An 18358-nucleotide genomic window follows, 5' to 3' on the forward strand; every position below is an offset into this window, starting at 1 on the left:
TCTTCTCTTTCTTGTCTATTATTTTACATTATTATACTAATTATTTAAAGTGTTTTCTTCAAATAACATTTCCTTAGACTTGAAATTCTTATCAAAACACTGACTTTCAAGTCTATTAACCACCTGCTTTAAATAAATAAAAGTCTCATTGTTTAAAGTAAAGCTATATAGCTTGTTTAGGGGACTTGTGACTATATATTGTAGGGTATAAACTGCATCTTTATTAAGATATATCTTATCCCTTGCTTCCTGCATGCAATCACTACAGTATAATCCATTATGACTTAGTGAAAAATACTCTAAATTAGTTTCCTTCTTACACTTTCTGCATGTAAAAAAATCTGGACATTCACCATTAATTGCTATCATTTTAAGCTCATATATATATCTAATTAAAACACTTGGTATCTTCTTTCTTATAAGGGCCTTTAAAGTCACATATAAGAGATTAATAATATCTTTACCATCAAGGTTCTCCTTAGAATAATAATCCGCTATTTCAGCAAAATAATAGCCATAGCATACAGCATCAAAATCATTTACCAATTCTTCAAAATATTCCTTGGCACTAATCTTATATACTGAATAGGAATCTCTTCCCCTATAAACTTCAAAAGTCCCAAAAATAAAGGGTCTAGTAAGACCTATTAGGGGACTGTTTACACGTCTTGCTCCCTTAGCAAAAGCACTGATTTTACCCAGTTCTTTGCTTAAAATAACTATTCTTCTGTCAGATTCCCCTACTGGCATACTTGATAGAATAATACCAGTAACATTAATTACGTCTGCCATAACCCTCTCCTAAACTTAAATTCAAAGGGCTGTTGCCACAATTAGCAACAGCCCTCTACTATACTAATTCTAATTCTTAATTAGAATCTAAATTTATCTTCAAAATATGTCTTAAGATCAGCAATTGCAATTCTTTCCTGTTCCATTGTATCTCTATCACGAACAGTTACGCAACCATCTGTCTCTGATTCAAAGTCATAAGTAATACAGAATGGAGTTCCGATTTCATCTAATCTTCTATATCTCTTACCAATATTACCTCTGTCATCAAATTCACAGTTATAGTACTTAGAAAGTTCTGCATAAACCTTTTCTGCACCTTCATTAAGCTTCTTAGAAAGTGGTAAGATACCAATCTTAACTGGAGCAAGAGCTGGATGGAAGTGAAGTACAGTTCTTACATCTCCGCCTTCTAATTCTTCTTCATCATAAGCTGCGCAAAGGAAAGCAAGTGTAACTCTATCTGCACCAAGTGATGGTTCAATAACATATGGTACATATTTTTCCTTAGCTTCATCATCAAAGTAAGACATATCTTCACCTGATGTGTTCTGATGCTGTGTAAGATCATAATCAGTTCTATCTGCGATACCCCAAAGTTCGCCCCAACCAAATGGGAATAAGAATTCGATATCTGTTGTACCCTTAGAATAGAATGCTAATTCTTCTGGATCATGATCTCTAAGTCTCATTTCTTCTTCTTTAATACCAAGAGAAAGTAACCAATCACGGCAGAATCCTCTCCAATACTGGAACCATTCAAGGTCAGTACCTGGTTTACAAAAGAATTCTAATTCCATCTGTTCAAATTCTCTTGTTCTAAATGTGAAGTTTCCAGGTGTAATTTCATTACGGAATGACTTACCAACCTGTCCAATACCAAATGGAATCTTCTTTCTTGATGTTCTCTGAACATTCTTAAAGTTAACAAAAATACCCTGAGCTGTTTCTGGACGAAGGTAAACTGTATTCTTAGCATCTTCTGTAACACCCTGGAATGTCTTAAACATAAGGTTAAACTGTCTGATTTCTGTGAAGTTATGCTTTCCACAAGAAGGACAATTAATTTCATGCTCATCAATAAAGTTCTTCATATATTCCTGAGACCAACCATCTACTGATGACTCAAGTTCAAAATTATTGTCTGCTGCCCAGTCTTCAATAATCTTATCAGCTCTAAATCTTTCATGACATTCCTTACAATCCATTAAAGGATCTGAGAAACCGCCTAAATGACCTGATGCTACCCATGTCTGTGGATTCATTAAAATAGCACAGTCAACACCAACGTTATAAGGATTCTCCTGAATAAATTTCTGCCACCAAGCTCTCTTTACGTTGTTCTTAAGTTCAACACCTAAGTTACCATAATCCCAAGTATTAGCAAGACCGCCATAGATTTCTGAACCTGGATATACAAAGCCTCTTGCCTTAGCTAAGGCAACGATCTTCTCCATTGTCTTTTCCATAATGAAACTCCTTTTTTATTATTGTTCTAAACTTAAATTTAGACTTATTCGCTTATAAAGCTAGCTTTGTAACACAAAGCTAGCTTTTTTAGTTTATAACATTCTTTAAGATTATGCAATTATTAATTATCTGCTAAATCCTTTTTATCATAGCCAAAATTCTTAATTAGAATGTCGCTATCTCTCCATTCCTTCTTAACCTTAACCCATAGTTTTAAATTAACCTTAGTATCTAATTGTTTTTCAATTTCGTAACGGGCATCTGTTCCAATTCTTTTTAACATGCTTCCGCCCTTACCAATTATGATACCTTTGTGAGAATTCTTCTCGCATATAATTGTTGCATCAATATCGACAATTGGTTTTTTGTGTGTTGTTTCTCTTTCCTTATAAAGGTTGATTTCAACAGCAATACCATGAGGAATTTCATCCTCTAAGCAATAAAGAGCCTTTTCTCTAATAAGTTCAGCAATAATCTGCTTCATTGGCTGGTCTGTAACTGTATCCTCATCGTAATACATTGGACCATATGGAAGATAATCAAAAATTGTATTCTTTAATTCCTCCACATTATCACCATTTCTTGCTGAAATAGGAATAATCTCATCAAATTCAAGTTCTTTTCTATACATATCAATTACAGGAAGAACTTCTTCTTTCTTAATCATATCAACCTTATTGATAATAAGAATGATTGGCTTTTTACAATTTTTAAGTCTTTCTATTATCTTAGATTCTGCTTCACCTATAAAAGCCTTAGGTTCTACAAGATAACAGATTACATCCACATCCTTAATAGTTCTTTCTGCTGCATTAACCATATATTCTCCAAGCTTATTCTTAGCCTTATGAATACCTGGAGTATCAACAAAAACTATCTGACCTCTTTCATCTGTATAAACAGTCTGTATTCTATTTCTTGTTGTCTGTGGTTTATTAGAAGTAATAGCAATCTTTTGACCTATAATATTATTCATAAGTGTTGATTTTCCTACATTAGGTCTTCCAATAAATGTTACAAAACCTGACTTAAGGTTTTTATCGTTAGCCTGTGAATTACCGCCTGTAATACCACTAGCTGCTAGCATTTCATCTAAATTCATTATAATATCCTTTCATTCTTAATATAATCTACTTATCCTTAGTGGCACTAATGATAAGAGGTTTAATCTCATCAAAAATATCTTTATTGTCCTGGATTACCTGCTGATTACCAACAACACTTAAATAATCCTGTCCAATTGATAATTTTACAATTGGTGCCAATGCTCTAATAGCATTAACATCACAATTTAAGATTTCTCTTCTTTCTTTAGCAAATGTCTCATAGTCTGCGTGACTAAGATAAGCACTAAATGATCTTACACCCTTAGCCTTACTATTAAGTGGTGTATCTAAATCACCTATAGTTCCAATTATGTATTTTAACATATCTCTATCAGAAACATCAAAATTTTCTACATATTCATATGCTTTTTTGAAAATATCAATTGTTCCCTTAAGGTTAGGGTCTCTATAACTAGACATATACATATCGCCGTTTCTAAAGAAGCTTGAATTACAGCCATATGCACCGCCCTTTACTCTTACATTAATCCATAAATAGTCATAAGAGAAAATTACCTTTAATACCTTTAGGGCTCCTGTATAATTAAAGCCTTCCTTAACATAATTTCCACACATTGCCACATACTGAACCTGTGATGATGATGTAAATCCAGTCTTTGACTTTGTAGGAACATGTAATCTCTTAGCTTTTTCAAAGTCATTATTAGGTAAGCTCTCAAGGAATTTTTCAAAAGCCTTATTAAAAAGCTCATATCCTTCCTTATCAGCTGTAAAGCTTACCTTTAAATTATCTCTATTAAAGATAAAGCCAATTAAGTCATTAAGCTTTGTTGCCACAGTTTCCTTTAATTCATCAAAGTTCTCATAGATATTTTCAATAAATCTATAATACTCATATCCCTTCATGATATTAGAATAATATGAGCTTTGTGAGAACTGAGCCAAGGTATTCATTACAGCAAGGGTATTTCCGGCACTTACCATAGTTCCTTCCATACGTGACTTAATTCTAGCAATGATTTCCTTTAATCTCTTATAGTCATTATATTTTGTTGTAAATACAATTTCTTTATACATATCAAAAATAAAATCTAATTTATCATATAATGACTTGCCCTTTAATTCATAGCGAATTGTAAATTCACCAAGATTTTTGTTATCAGTGTAAATAGCGCTTTCTGTGCTGATTCCACCACTATTAATATTAATTTCATTAGTTAATTCCTGATAAGAAAAATTCTCAGTATCCATAGCTCCCATAACTGATGAAAGTAATCCAACATATGGAATATACTCATCTGGAACCTTCTTACAGCTAAATGAAAGAAGTGTATATGCAATCTTATTAGTAAATAAATCACTAAACACAACATCTACATCTTTAACCTTTCTCTCATCAATATAAAGAGGTTCTGGGTCTTTCTTTATATCGCTAAGCTTAAGCATAGGAATCGATTCAAGATCTTTCTGGCTTGAAGGTGTATCTTGGTATTCCTTTAATTCACGAGTCTTAATAACTAATTCTTCTAACTGTTCATCTGTAAGAGTTGCCTTATATTTAGCTAGTCTAGCTTCTTCCTTTTTTCTTCTTTCTTCATCTAGACCCTTCTTTGGATTAAGTGTAAGAATAAGCTTATGAGTATTCTTTAATAGATACTTATCTATCATCTTCTCAAAATATCCCTTATCTATATCTTCTCTTAATTCCTTAAAAATAGCACCTTCCTTAACATGAATAAATGGCTTTGTTTCATCATATAACCAGCTATCCATCATGTTAAGATAGTTCATAAGTCCCTTAGGGAATGGGCCATAATCTGATTCTCTATACTTAAATTCGTAGTAATTAATTGCAGCAAGTAATAATCTCTTATTTATGCCCTCATCTCTTAATTTAACTAATGTATCCTCAATAACCTTTACGAATTCTTCTTTCTGACTCTTATCTGCGTTCTTAGCCACAATTGAATAAATTGGCTGATATACTGAAGATTCATAATCAGAATAAACATCTGTACCGATTCCAGCATCAATTAATGCCTGCTTAAGTGGTGCACCAGGAGATAGCACTAGGGCATAATCTAGAATATCCATAGCAAGATAAAGCTTAGCATCTGTGCTTGTTCCCACTACTGTGTTATATGAAAAATAAGTATTATTCTCTTCTGATTCATCATCTGCTATTGCATATTCCTTTACAGCTTCAACAGGCTTAGCAAAAGGCTTTTGAAGTGCAATATTAGAATCAATTGAAACGTCATTTTTATCGAAGTTATCAAGGTATTCCTTAGATAAATAATCAAGTCTTTCATTAATATCAAAATCACCATAAATATAAATAAAGCTATTTACTGGGTGATAGTATTCCTTATGATACTTTAAAAAATCCTCGTATGTTAAATCAGGGATAATTTCTGGATCTCCACCTGACTCATTCTTATAGTTATTATCAGGGAATAAAAAACTAAATGTATATCTAGTAAGTAAGTCATCAGCAGATGAGAAAGCACCCTTCATTTCATTAAATACAACACCATTAAATTTAAGGTCTGCATCCTTACTTTCTAATTCATAATGCCAACCTTCCTGCTCAAAAATCTTTCTTTCCTTGTAAATATTAGGATAGAAAACCGCATCCATATAAACGTCTGTTAAATTCTTAAAATCCACGTCATTGCAACTAGCTATTGGATAAACTGTCTTATCTGGATATGTCATAGCATTAAGGAATGTATTAAGAGAGCCCTTTACTAATTCAACAAAAGGATCCTTTACTGGATACTTTCTTGAACCACAAAGTGTTGAATGCTCTATAATATGCTGTGTTCCTGTATCATTAGTGGGTGGAGTCTTAAATCCAATTGAAAAAACCTTATTATTATCATCATTAGATACAAGACATATTCTTGCGCCACTTTTCTTGTGCTTTAATAATAATCCCACAGAATTTAAATCATCTAATCGCTCCACGCTTATAGTTTCATAATCGCTTCTGCTAAAGTCTTTTAGACTATCATATAGTTTTCCTAATTCCATAGCGCGTCCTCTTTTCTATTTTATTTTAATAAAATTACATTTTCTATTACTTTTAAAATTTGTAGCAAGAAAAAACAGATCTTGCAAATGCCTATTCTAACATAACACAAGACCTGTTGTAAACTTACTAAACTAGCATAATTCATTAAAGTTTTATTAAACTAACCGACCAAGAGTCTTTTATAAAAAAAGACTTATTAACACTATACAAATTGTATCATCAATAACTTTTTCTTGCAAGTTACTTAAGTTCTTTTCTTTTTCTTTCTATCATTTCATCTATTCGATTAATATACTCATCAACGTTTTTTACATTCTCCACTCTTGTAATAATACTTGAGCCATCTTTTTCATTGGTTCTTACAATCTTAGTACTTGCACCAGCTCCGCAAGCAATTATAGACTGAACTTCCTCCATAATAAGAATATTATAGATACATTCTTTTCCTGGAATTGCATATCCTACATTTTCGAAATTACCTGCCATATTCTTTTGTCTATACATATAATATGGCTCCACCTTTAAGTCCTTAGCGCACTCTTCTGTCATCTTAATAATGCTTTCAGTATTCTTAAAATCAAGATTCTTATACCTATCTCTATAGATGTTAAGTCTACTAGATCTCTTAATTGCAAGGGAATGTACTGTAAGGGATGCAGGCTTCATATCCTTTATTGTATTAACTGTATTAGCTACCTCATCCGGACCCTCTCCTGGAAGTCCAAGAATAATGTCCATATTTATATTATCAAAGCCCATTTCACTAGCTAGTTCATATGCTTTCTTAATATCTTCTACACTATGCTTTCTACCAATTAAATCAAGGGTTTCCTGATTCATAGTCTGTGGATTTATAGATATACGTTCCACATTGTGATTCTTTAAGACCTGTAATTTTTCCCTTGTAATGCTATCTGGTCTACCTGCTTCCACAGTTAATTCTATTGCATTTTCTAAGTCGAATTTTTCCTCTAAGCATGTAAGTATTCTATCTAACTGGTCTGGAGTAAGAGTTGTAGGTGTTCCTCCGCCAAAATAAACTGTATCAAGGCGCTTTCCATCCATCATCTTAGAAACCTCACTAATTTCCTTGATTAGTGCATCAACATACTGCTCCACCCTGTCTTCATATGCCTTATAAGCGTAGGCAGAGAATGAACAATAAAGACAAATACTTGGACAAAATGGTATGCCTATATATAAGCTATATCCATTTTTTACATCAATCTTTGAAACAAGAGATATTTCCTTCTTAGCCACATCTATAGCTAATCTGGCCTTTTCTAAAGTCGTGAAATGCTCCTTTGTAAAAAATCTAATGATTTCTTCTTCACTTTTGCCATCTACTATCATCTGATAGGCTATTTTACTTGGGCGAACCCCTGTCATATTACCCCAAGGAAGTCCACGGCCTTCCTTTTGTTCAAGCTGCTTATATAATTTAACCTTGAATTTTTCATGAGCATCTGCTTTAGAAAGTCCTGTTACATCTGGAGCCTCAATTTCAATAAGTCTATCTCCTTCATTTAAAGTCACTGTTACTTCTTTAATAGGATTAAATGTGGCAGGATTATTAATATCTGAAGTACCAGAAATCGGTCTTGCAGGCTTTACATCTACCCTAGGATAAAAAGAACGCACTATTGTTACTGCATCATCATAAAATGCATCATCATCTATATTTATATAAATCATGTTATTTCCTTTCAATTTATAGCTTAAAAGCAAAATAAAATCTGTCTGTCATATGACAAACAGATTTCATTGTACTATAAAAAAAATAATATATCTACTTCACTTTATAAAAGCTTCTAACTAAGAAATGGATTATATATTTTCTCATGCATTATGGTTGTTTCCTGACCATGTCCTGGATAACATCTTGTTTCATCAGGTAATGCAAAAAGTTTTTCCTTAACTGAGTTAACTAATATTCCTAGGCTTCCTGTTGGGAAATCAGTTCTTCCAATTGATTCAAAGAAAAGTGTATCTCCTGTAAATACCAATTCCTCTGACTCAATATAAAAACACATTCCGCCCTTTGTGTGTCCTGGTGTAAATAGTGCTAGAATTTCAAATCCAGCCTCAGTAAATTTATCTCCATCTTCTAGATATACATCCACTGGAAAATCTCCTGTATAATCCTTAGTTAAATCAATACCATAATCAGCTGAAAGATTATCATTGGCAGAATTTATTAAATCCTTTTCTTCCCTAGATAAATACACCTTAATATTATATTTATTCTTTAATTGCACAACAGCACCAATATGATCAAAATGGCCATGTGTTAATAAAATAGCCTTAGGTTTAAGCCCCTTATTATCAAGCATCTGTATTATTCTATCTGGTCTATCTGCTGGATCAATAATAATACATTCATTGCTTTCATCATTTGATAGCATATAACAATTTGTACTTATAGGTCCTAATACTCCGTAATTTAGCGTACTCATAACTACCCACACATCCTCTCTATTAACCTGTTGTTCTTTCTATGTCAGTAACTGACTCTACTTTCTGTAATTTGTCAATAAGTCTATTGAGCTCATCCTTAGTATGTACAGTAAATCCAATATTAATTGTAGCAACACCCTTTTTATTAATACGACAATTTAAGCTATTCATACCTATATTAGCCTCTGTAAAAATCTTAGAGATATCAACAATAAGGCCATTTCTATTATTAGCATAAATATTAATGTCTGTACTATATTTTTCATTGGCATTTCCACTGCTTTCCCATTCAGCTTCTATAAGTCTAGCTCTTTCGCTTGCAGGGAAATTAAGAATGTTAATACAGTCTGTTCTATGAATAGAAATACCCCTACCTCTTGTAACAAAACCTACAATTTCATCGTTAGGCACTGGATTACAACACTTAGAAAATCTTACTGCAACATCATGTGTTCCCTTAACCACAATACCTGTCTTACCTGATGTCTTTTTAAGTTTTGCCTTAGGATCATTAGCAAGTAATTCTTCAAGTACAGACTCATCTGTAATATCATCTTTCTTGCTCTTTAAATATTCATCATATAATTTATTAACTACCTGACCTTCTTTTAAGCCTCCATGACCAACTGTAGCAAGCATTGACTCCCAGTTTTTAAAGCCATATTTTTTAAGTGCTTTTTCTATTAATTCAGGCTTTATTAGTTCTTCCTGCTTATAACCCTTAGCCTTAATATAAGCTTGAATAAGCTCCTTACCACGAACTATATTCTCTTCCTTTAATTCCTGGTTAAACCACTGATTAATCTTATTCTTAGCCTGTGTTGACTTAACAATTGATAACCAGTCTCTACTTGGGCCCTTGGAATTTTGTGATGTTATAATCTCAATTCTATCACCACTTTGAATCTTGTAATCAATATTAACTAATTTGCCATTAACTCTAGCCCCTACCATTCTATTACCTACAGCTGAATGTATGCTATAAGCAAAATCGATAGGACAAGAACCAGCTGGTAAGTTCTTTACATCTCCTGATGGTGTAAAGGCATAAACTGAATCAGAGAAAAGGTCTAAATCACTCTTAATTGATGATAAGAATTCCTTATTATCTGACATATCACGCTGCCATTCTAGGATTTGTCTTAACCAACTAAGCTTAGCCTCTTCTGATTGACTATCCTTTCTACCAGTCTTACCTTCCTTATATTTCCAATGTGCAGCAATACCGTATTCAGCTATTCTATGCATTTCATATGTTCTAATCTGAATTTCAAAAGGCTGTCCATTAGAAGCAATAAGTGTTGTATGTAATGATTGATAGTTATTAGGCTTGGGCATAGCAATATAATCCTTAAATCTACCAGGAATTGGCTTATACATTTCATGGATTACTCCAAGTGCTGCATAGCAATCTTTTACAGAATTAACTTTAATTCTAACTGCGAAAATATCATATATTTGATCAAGAGTTTTATTCTGACTTACCATTTTACGGTAAATAGAGAAGAAATGTTTAACTCTACCATCTATTTCAGCTTCAATATCTGCATTCTTAATATGCATTCCAACTTCACTAATAATGCTCTTAATAAAAGCTTCTCTACCAGGTCTATTAGCATTAACCTCTTCCACAAGCTTATTATATTCTTCTGGCATAAGATATTTCATTGCTAAATCATCAAGTTCAACTTTTATCTTGCTAATACCTAATCTATGGGCAATAGGCGAATAAATCTCCATTGTCTCTCTTGATTTTTCAATCTGCTTATTAGGCTTTTGATACTGCATTGTACGCATATTGTGAAGTCTATCGGCTAGTTTAATTAAGATAACCCTAATATCCTTAGCCATGGCAAGGAACATCTTTCTTAAATTCTCTGCCTGAATTTCTATCTTATCATGCTCATAATTTAACTGAGTTAATTTAGTAACACCGTCAACTAACAGAGCTACTTCAGCTCCAAATTCCCTTGTTACATCCTCACTTGTAAGAACTGTATCTTCTACAACATCGTGTAATAAACCTGCAATAATTGTTTCCTTATCAAGTTCTAATTCTGCTAAGATAATAGCTACGCAAATAGGATGTATAATATAAGGTTCTCCAGATTTTCTCTTCTGGTCTTTATGCGCTTCATAGGCTACTTTATATGCTTTTTCAATATCAGATAAATCTGTTGATGGATGATAAGCATTAATCTTATTTATCAATTCTTTATATAACTCTTCGGGAGGAGTAAAATCAGCCGGCGTTGCCGTCGTCTTCTCCACCTGATTAGTTTTTATGTTATTTGATTGTCCTATTATAATCTTATCAGGCATACTTTTTCTCCTCATCTTTTTAAAATCTATATAATATAACATTATATCATTTAAACAAAAAATGTCACTATAAAATTAGTGCGCCAAATTATTATTTGACGCACTCTACTCTTATCTATAACGACTCGTATAATTTTTCCATAAACTCTCTAGTAGCTACTGCATTTTCAGGTACAGTATTCTCAAGTGTACAGTGAATGTATGGTTTATGCTCCTTTATAAGCTTTAATAATAATAGATAGTTTAATCCACCCTTACCATCACTTCCGCCTGTTCCTGCTGCCACGCTCTTTAAGTCTACTTCCTTACCTTCATCAATAAAGTCTTTGCAATGAATAACTGCAATGTCTTTTCCTAAAAGTTCAAAAGCTTTTGTAATTATTTCGTCTTGATCCTTAATATTTCCTGGATATAAAAGGTTAACTGGATCAAGAATAATCTGTAAATTTGGAGAGTCAATGGCATCAAGTACCTTTCTTGCTCTCTCAACTGTATTAACAATATGCTTCCATACAGGCTCAATTGCAATAATTACACCAAAGCTTTCAGCATACTTTACAATTGGTCTTAAATTCTTAATAAAGCACTCTAGGGCCTCTTCTGAGTGATTAGCCTCTTCATACTTATATTCTTCATTAACAGCACCTGTTTCTGTTCCCACAACACCACAGCCGAGAATGCTTGCAAATCTAATATGTGCCTTATATTTTTCAACAATTTCAGCATGCTTAACTGGATTAGGATTGCATAAATTCAAATAGCATCCAAGTACAGCTACATCTACCTTATTCTCTGCGCATAATTCCTTTATATACATAGCAAGTCCCGGTGTCATTACCTCAACTCCAGTGCTAAATTCCTTAATTGACTTACCAAGTGCTATATGCATGCAATGAAATCCCTGTTTGTGAATGTTTGGGATTAATTCATTAATTGGTGCATATGCTACATCATGTGCTCTAATACCAATTCTCATTTTGTCCTCCATCTTTATCTTATATCCTCATATTTGATTCCTGCCTTAGTTAGTGCACTATAATAAGTTATAAGCGGTATAAAGCTTTGGGCAAAATCCTTGGTAGAATTTCCCGCAACGCATACGGCATCCTCAAATACAGTTTTACTTGATACTCCGGCACTTACCGACTCTGTAATTTTTTTCTTAAAAGTTTTAAATCCCGGATATAAATATTTTATATCACCTGTAAGTTCAAATGCAATAGCTAGAGACTCTAAAAGTAGTGTATTATTGCCATTTCTAGCTAAACTTGGCAATTCCTTATAATAAAACAAACCATTGTCTAATAAACAATTTTCAATTAAATCGTCTACTGCGCGAAGTATCATATCCTTAATATCGTCTCTTTTAAACACTCTATAATATCGCATAACACTGCCAATGGCTACAGAAATCATAAATCCAACTCTAATTAAGGTATTATCTGTATATGGAGCTAACCAATGGCCATATTGTTTTTCCCAAGTAAAGAAACTATCTAAAATCCAATCACACTTAGATAGCCACTTCTTATCATTTGTTTCAACATATAATGCAACCAATGCTCTAAGAGCCCATCCTGTTTCCCTTGCATTAGCTTCCCCAGGAATGGCATACATAGGTGTATCTAATAATTTAAGAATATTTTCTCCAATACCTAGGGCTGTAGTTAGACCTCTTTCATCCCCTGTAAAATGATAATAATCAATTAAACCTTCAACCCATTCATGGGAACAAACCATTGTTCCATTTACAATATGTCCTGCTGTATGTTCCCACGTTCCACCAATTCTTAATGGATCATTACTATAATGGCACACATCCACATCCATCCAATGACTAACATGATTAGTCATATAATCATAAAATCTTCTAGTTCCAGTTCTTGCAAATTGTAGGGCACAAGCATGAGGATAATCATACTCATTATTACTAAATACCAATCTACCATTTCCTCTGCCCTGCTTTGTATAGCCTTGATCCACCGAATCTCCCCAGTTTAACATACCGTAGTTTCTATCATGTGCATCACATCTATTAATCAAATTAATTTCCACGTCATCACTTAACTCTGTAGGAAAAACGTCCATAAAAGCCTCTGATTTTCTATAGACATCAGGGGATAATACAGCTAAATCAGGCATTTGATAAATTAAGCTTATATTGTCAATCTCTGCAATACTTAAATTAGCATCATGGAAATGAAGAAGCATTCTTTGCTCCCTTGCCATACCAGGCTGCATAACTACATGCTCTATTCCACTAGGAACAAGCATAGCGCAAATTCCTCCATCATAAGCCTTAATGGCCTTTGGGTAGTTTTGCATTGCCTGATAAATAGTAACGCAAACTCCACCCTTGCTGTCTGTATAATCTGCAAAAAATGTACCATATAAAGTCTCTGCAAAATGCTCGTTGCCTTCCTTTAATAGCTTCTTAGAATCTGCGATAACATTAGTTGCAGAAGCATTTTTTCCAATATAAAAATCAGTCTTATAATTAGATGTGGCTGAAATTGTACGCACATTACTTACAGGTGCCTTAGTTAAGAAAGCATCTAATTCATTAATTCCTCTAGTATGAAAAAGTGGACCATCTTGCTTACTATTATCTATGATTCCATCACCACAACCTGTGGAATCCCCACCACTGCCTTCATGTAATAATTCATTTACATCAACTAACCTATTACTTATGACTGAATCAACTTCTGGCTTTAAGTAAAATTCAATACTCTCAATATCAAGTTCATCAAGACTAGTATTAATAATTCTATATGAAAAATCCATATATGACTTAGCACTAAAGACTGTAAGTCTAATTTGAAAATCAATTTTCTTGTCCTTACTTATATGGCTTCCGTCAGCTTCAAGAATAGTAGCTACATGTCCTTTTTCTACAATTTTCCAATTATGAATTTTAAAGTCATACTCTCTTTTTTCTTGTCCATTTTTTTCAATTAAATTAGGGCCAACAAAATTATCACAAGTGTAGCTTCTATTACCATCCTTTAGATATTTAAACACGCTAGAGCTATTATTACTAACCACAAATTCTAACGAAGAATTTTTTACCTTAATCTCATTATTGCTTGGATCTTCATAGATTTCTATCTTATCAAAGCTTAAATCTATAGCCTGCTTCTTCTTAATACCTTCTATAGTTTTCATTGCCTTAGGACTTAAATTTAAAGTTTTAAGGTCACTAGCTGTTTCATCTCCTGTAAGGAATGTAGCAACCCCTGCCTTATTCCCAGGTAAATTCACCAAAAATCTCACATAAACAAATCTTATACTTCCATCATCATAGTTAGAAGTTACCTTGATCTGACTTGGCAAAACTTCTCCATTTTGCACCATAATAAAGTCATCAGTATTAAAATATCTTCCCTTCTTAAATGGAATACCCACCCCAACGCATTCATTTTTTCTATCATATCTGTAGAGTTTCTCAAAAAATACGTTTATCATACACTTTTCCCTTTCTAATAAGTCAATTTTTGAAAATAATTTATCTTTATTATACATGTAAATTACCCTTATAATCTACTAAATTTACATATATTTTGCTGTGGTTTTTTCGCTTACTATAGTCCTTTTTACAGTTTCTTTTTTCTTATAGTCACAAAAACATTTTTCCCGTCCTTTTAATTAAATTATAATTTTGCTAAAATGTATTGGATGTGTTACGCAATATTAAAAGGGAGGTCTAATCATGAATTATGCAACAATAAAATACAACGATATTGCCAATGGTCCTGGTGTTCGTACTTCACTTTTCGTAAGCGGATGCACCCACCACTGTGAAGGTTGCTTTAATGAAGTAGCTTGGGATTTTAACTACGGTAATGAATTTACCCCTGAAGTTATGAATGAGATTCTTGACTCTTTAAAGCCTGTATATGTAGAAGGCATTACCCTGCTTGGTGGTGAACCATTTGAGTTAGTTAATCAAAGAGGACTTCTTCCTCTTTTAAGACTTATAAAAGAACAATATCCAAATAAGTCAATTTGGTGTTTTTCAGGATATCTATTTGATAAACAAATCCTAGGAGAAATGCTACCAAAATACCCAGAAACTAAGGAAATGTTAAGTTATATTGATGTTTTAGTTGATGGTAAATTTGTTCTTTCTTTAAAGGATTTAATGCTAAAATATCGCGGCTCTTCAAACCAGCGCATTATAGATGTTCGTAAAAGTCTAGCAACTAATAAAGTTATTTTATGGGAGGATCAATAAATGCAATTTGCAGCCAATATAACAACTACTAATATTAGCATTAAGAAATTAAGCCCTAATGCTACAATTCCAACATATGGATCAGAATTTGCAGCAGGTGCTGACCTTTACTCAGCTGAAGAGGCTGATATTACAATTAATCCAGGTGAGACATGTTTTATCCATACAGGTATTGCAATGGAAATCCCTGTAGGTTTAGTTGGTCTTATTTATGCAAGAAGTGGTATGGCTTGTAAGAAGGGCCTTGCACCAGCTAACAAAGTCGGTGTTATAGATTCTGACTACCGTGGAGAAATTATGGTTGCTCTTCACAACCACTCAAATAATGCAGTTACAGTTGAAAAAGGTGATAGAGTAGCTCAAATCGTTATGACACCTTATGTTACAGGTTCATTTACAGAAGTAGATGAAATCTCAGACACAGTACGTGGCGAGGGCGGATTTGGTTCTACAGGAACTAAATAGTCCAATAAGATTAAAAATTTAATAGAATTTAGTTTATATTTATGCTATAATAAATTCATAAAAACTATTATAATAAGTGAATAAGTTTATGACTCATTCACTTATTTTTTTATAATGGAGCGTGATTTTATGTTAGAAAATATAAAGCAATTATCAGATTTAAACCTACTATCCATTAGCTTTAGAATTCTACTTGCTATGATTACATCTGGTTTAATTGGTATGGAACGAGAAAGAAAGCAACGACCTGCTGGCTTTAGAACCTACGTAGTTGTTTGTCTTGGAGCAACCCTTACTTGTATAACTAATCTCTATATGAGCAAACTTTATCCTGGAGTTGACCCATCTCGTATACCAGCCCAAGTAGTAAGTGGCATAGGTTTTCTTGGTGCAGGTACCATAATTGTTACTAAAAACAGCCGAATTAAGGGCCTTACAACGGCAGCTGGTCTTTGGTGCTGTGCAACCATTGGCATTGCCATAGGTTCTGGTTTCTACACTGGCGCAATCATATGCTCCATTGCTGTAATAATAATTATGCGTTTCTTAACCTTTGTAGATAAGAGTTATTTTAAATACAACAAATATGTATATATCTATGTAGAATGCGACCATAAGATTTTTATGCGCTCTCTTATAGACTATGCAAATAAGAAAAATTACTCTCTTTACGACATTGACCATATTCAACAAAATGGTGATAGTTTTTGCTCCATGGTCTTTAGTCTAAAGGTAACTGACCCTTTAAACAAATCAACGGTAGTTGAAGAAATTAGACAACTTGATGGCTGCCTAATTATTGAAGAATTAGGACATTGATATATACAAAAAAGGATTTACTTTGTCACCCTAATAAACAAAGCAAATCCTTTTATTTCATTTCATTTTATTCTATTTTGCACTTAAGATTTTTCTTAAGCTTAATCTTACTTATATTCTATCTTACTTATATTCCACCTTAGCATTATCAAGAACTAACTGCTGTGCCTCATCTACAAGCATGCCAATACAAATTGTATTCTTGCCGTACTTATCTTCCATAAGTGAACCCTTAGAGAAACCATTAGCTGAAGCGAAATCATCAAGATCACCTTTATATCTATATTCAGTCATCTTTAAATTTTCACTTTCAATAATAGCTTCAAGAATTAATCTCTGCTCGCATGACTTACGAACATATTCGTCAAATGTCATATTAAAATTAGTTTGGCAATATTCATCATTTGACTTTCCCATAAGTGTTGCATAGAAGTTAATACTTGTATTAAACTGTTCTGTCTTCTCATCATATAAAGACTGAGGAATATCTGAAACACTACAAATCTCTGTTAATTTTGTAAGCACTGCTTCTTTCTTAGCATCATCAACCTTTTCGTTAACATCATTTGTTACTTCTTCTTTAATATGTTCTCTATACTGCTGCACTGTATCGTAGCCATAATACTGCTTTACATAAGCATCTGTTACCATTGGAACCTGTGCCTGTGCAACTTCTGTCATTGTAACTTCAAATACAACGTTAGCTCCTGCATATGTTGTATTAGGATAACTCTCTGGTAAAGTAATAATCTTAATATTAGTATCTCCAGGTTTCATATCGTAGAGCATTTCTTCAACACCATCAATTTTTAATGGGAATGAATCAACTCCAAGTATAAGTGTCTGTCCATTAGCACTTAAGTCAGCTATTGTTAATCCAGCATATGTTGCATTAACATTAAATAAAATCTTGTCTGTCTTTACAGCTCCTCTATCCACATCAGAATAAGTTGTGTTATCCTGCTGATCTTCCTTAATTGCATCTTCAATGCACTGATTTTCAATAGATGTCTTATCTATCTCAACATCAATATTCTTATAATCTCCAAGTGTTACATAATCACTTGCCTTATACCCCATATCTACATCAATCTTCTTATTACAAGCTGTAATAGTTGTAGTAAGAGTAACTGCCATTAATGCAGCTGCAATACATTTAGTTAATATATTCTTTTTCATAACCCTTTATCCTCTTCCTTAATTTTGCTAACTACTAGATTGCGCTTAACTATTGTAATCCCATACGCTCTTTAAAACTAGCTCTAAGCTAAAGAATATAGAAGTTAGCATCGGTTACTAATATACCATAATTTACAATTTATTCAAAGTTTATCCAAGTAAAATTTATATTTTTCACATATTTATCACAATCGGGTAGGAGGTAGATAATTATTTTATCTACCGACCTCCCACAGCACCGTACGTACGGTTCCGTATACGGCGCTTCTCTAGTTTTCACATATTTTCAAATAAAACTCTGTGAATGTTGGGTATCCTAGTTCACGGAGTTTCTTGTTGTTAAACGCAGTCTGTAATACAAAATAACTACCGCAATACCAGTTGCCATTTCGCATGTTTGCGCATATCCACGCTTTTCCTTCTTCCACGCCTAACTTTTTGAGTTCCTTGAATTTTGTTTTAGCCTTCTTCCATTGTTTCCAGTAGATTGTCCTTATCTTATGCCTTAACCAT

General features: G+C 33.1%; 13 protein-coding genes and 1 pseudogene. 3 read left to right on the top strand and 11 right to left on the bottom strand.

What is annotated here, in order from left to right:
* Window positions 1-36: 36 nt before the first annotated feature.
* From recO to T537_RS12105, 9 genes are all read right to left on the bottom strand, one after another.
* Complete coding sequence (gene recO, locus T537_RS0109160; RefSeq protein WP_027437374.1) at window positions 37-792, bottom strand: DNA repair protein RecO; 756 nt, start codon at window positions 790-792, stop codon at window positions 37-39.
* An 80-nt stretch (window positions 793-872) separates the two neighbouring features.
* On the bottom strand, window positions 873-2261 hold the full coding sequence (locus T537_RS0109165; RefSeq protein WP_027437373.1) for a glycine--tRNA ligase: 1389 nt from the start codon (window positions 2259-2261) through the stop codon (window positions 873-875).
* Between the two features lie 122 nt (window positions 2262-2383).
* Entirely contained in the window at window positions 2384-3349 is a 966-nt protein-coding gene (gene era, locus T537_RS0109170) for a GTPase Era (protein ID WP_051554922.1), read from the bottom strand.
* A gap of 43 nt (window positions 3350-3392) precedes the next feature.
* A complete protein-coding gene (locus tag T537_RS0109175) occupies window positions 3393-6365 on the bottom strand; it encodes an insulinase family protein (protein ID WP_051637209.1) in 2973 nt (990 codons plus the stop codon).
* A gap of 241 nt (window positions 6366-6606) precedes the next feature.
* Window positions 6607-8061: a coproporphyrinogen dehydrogenase HemZ gene (hemZ, locus tag T537_RS0109180; RefSeq protein WP_031557442.1), complete on the bottom strand. Its 1455-nt coding sequence runs from the start codon at window positions 8059-8061 to the stop codon at window positions 6607-6609.
* A 116-nt stretch (window positions 8062-8177) separates the two neighbouring features.
* Window positions 8178-8822 carry an MBL fold metallo-hydrolase gene (locus T537_RS0109185; protein WP_027437369.1) on the bottom strand — a complete coding sequence of 215 codons (645 nt, stop codon included), beginning with the start codon at window positions 8820-8822 and terminating at the stop codon, window positions 8178-8180.
* A 22-nt stretch (window positions 8823-8844) separates the two neighbouring features.
* Entirely contained in the window at window positions 8845-11145 is a 2301-nt protein-coding gene (locus T537_RS0109190) for a RelA/SpoT family protein (RefSeq protein WP_051554911.1), read from the bottom strand.
* A gap of 115 nt (window positions 11146-11260) precedes the next feature.
* Complete coding sequence (locus T537_RS0109195) at window positions 11261-12121, bottom strand: sugar phosphate isomerase/epimerase family protein (protein ID WP_031557445.1); 861 nt, start codon at window positions 12119-12121, stop codon at window positions 11261-11263.
* A 14-nt stretch (window positions 12122-12135) separates the two neighbouring features.
* Window positions 12136-14613: a glycoside hydrolase family protein gene (locus T537_RS12105; protein WP_034244598.1), complete on the bottom strand. Its 2478-nt coding sequence runs from the start codon at window positions 14611-14613 to the stop codon at window positions 12136-12138.
* Window positions 14614-14857: 244 nt separating this feature from the next.
* On the opposite strand from T537_RS12105, the gene nrdG reads away from it, so the two are divergent.
* From nrdG to T537_RS0109215, 3 genes are all read left to right on the top strand, one after another.
* A complete protein-coding gene (gene nrdG / locus T537_RS0109205; protein WP_027437365.1) occupies window positions 14858-15382 on the top strand; it encodes an anaerobic ribonucleoside-triphosphate reductase activating protein in 525 nt (174 codons plus the stop codon).
* Window positions 15383-15847 carry a dUTP diphosphatase gene (dut, locus tag T537_RS0109210; protein WP_031557447.1) on the top strand — a complete coding sequence of 155 codons (465 nt, stop codon included), beginning with the start codon at window positions 15383-15385 and terminating at the stop codon, window positions 15845-15847.
* A gap of 129 nt (window positions 15848-15976) precedes the next feature.
* Complete coding sequence (locus T537_RS0109215) at window positions 15977-16666, top strand: MgtC/SapB family protein (protein WP_031557449.1); 690 nt, start codon at window positions 15977-15979, stop codon at window positions 16664-16666.
* Between the two features lie 123 nt (window positions 16667-16789).
* Here the strand turns inward: T537_RS0109215 and T537_RS0109220 are convergent, their stop codons facing one another.
* Together T537_RS0109220 and T537_RS13010 are read right to left on the bottom strand one after the other, a co-directional pair.
* On the bottom strand, window positions 16790-17845 hold the full coding sequence (locus tag T537_RS0109220; protein WP_027437362.1) for a trigger factor: 1056 nt from the start codon (window positions 17843-17845) through the stop codon (window positions 16790-16792).
* Window positions 17846-18114: 269 nt separating this feature from the next.
* Window positions 18115-18358 (bottom strand): annotated as a pseudogene (locus T537_RS13010) (group II intron reverse transcriptase/maturase); the annotation flags it as partial.

The organism is Lachnospira multipara LB2003, from assembly GCF_000702205.1.
Taxonomy (GTDB): Bacteria; Bacillota; Clostridia; order Lachnospirales; family Lachnospiraceae; genus Lachnospira; species Lachnospira multipara_A.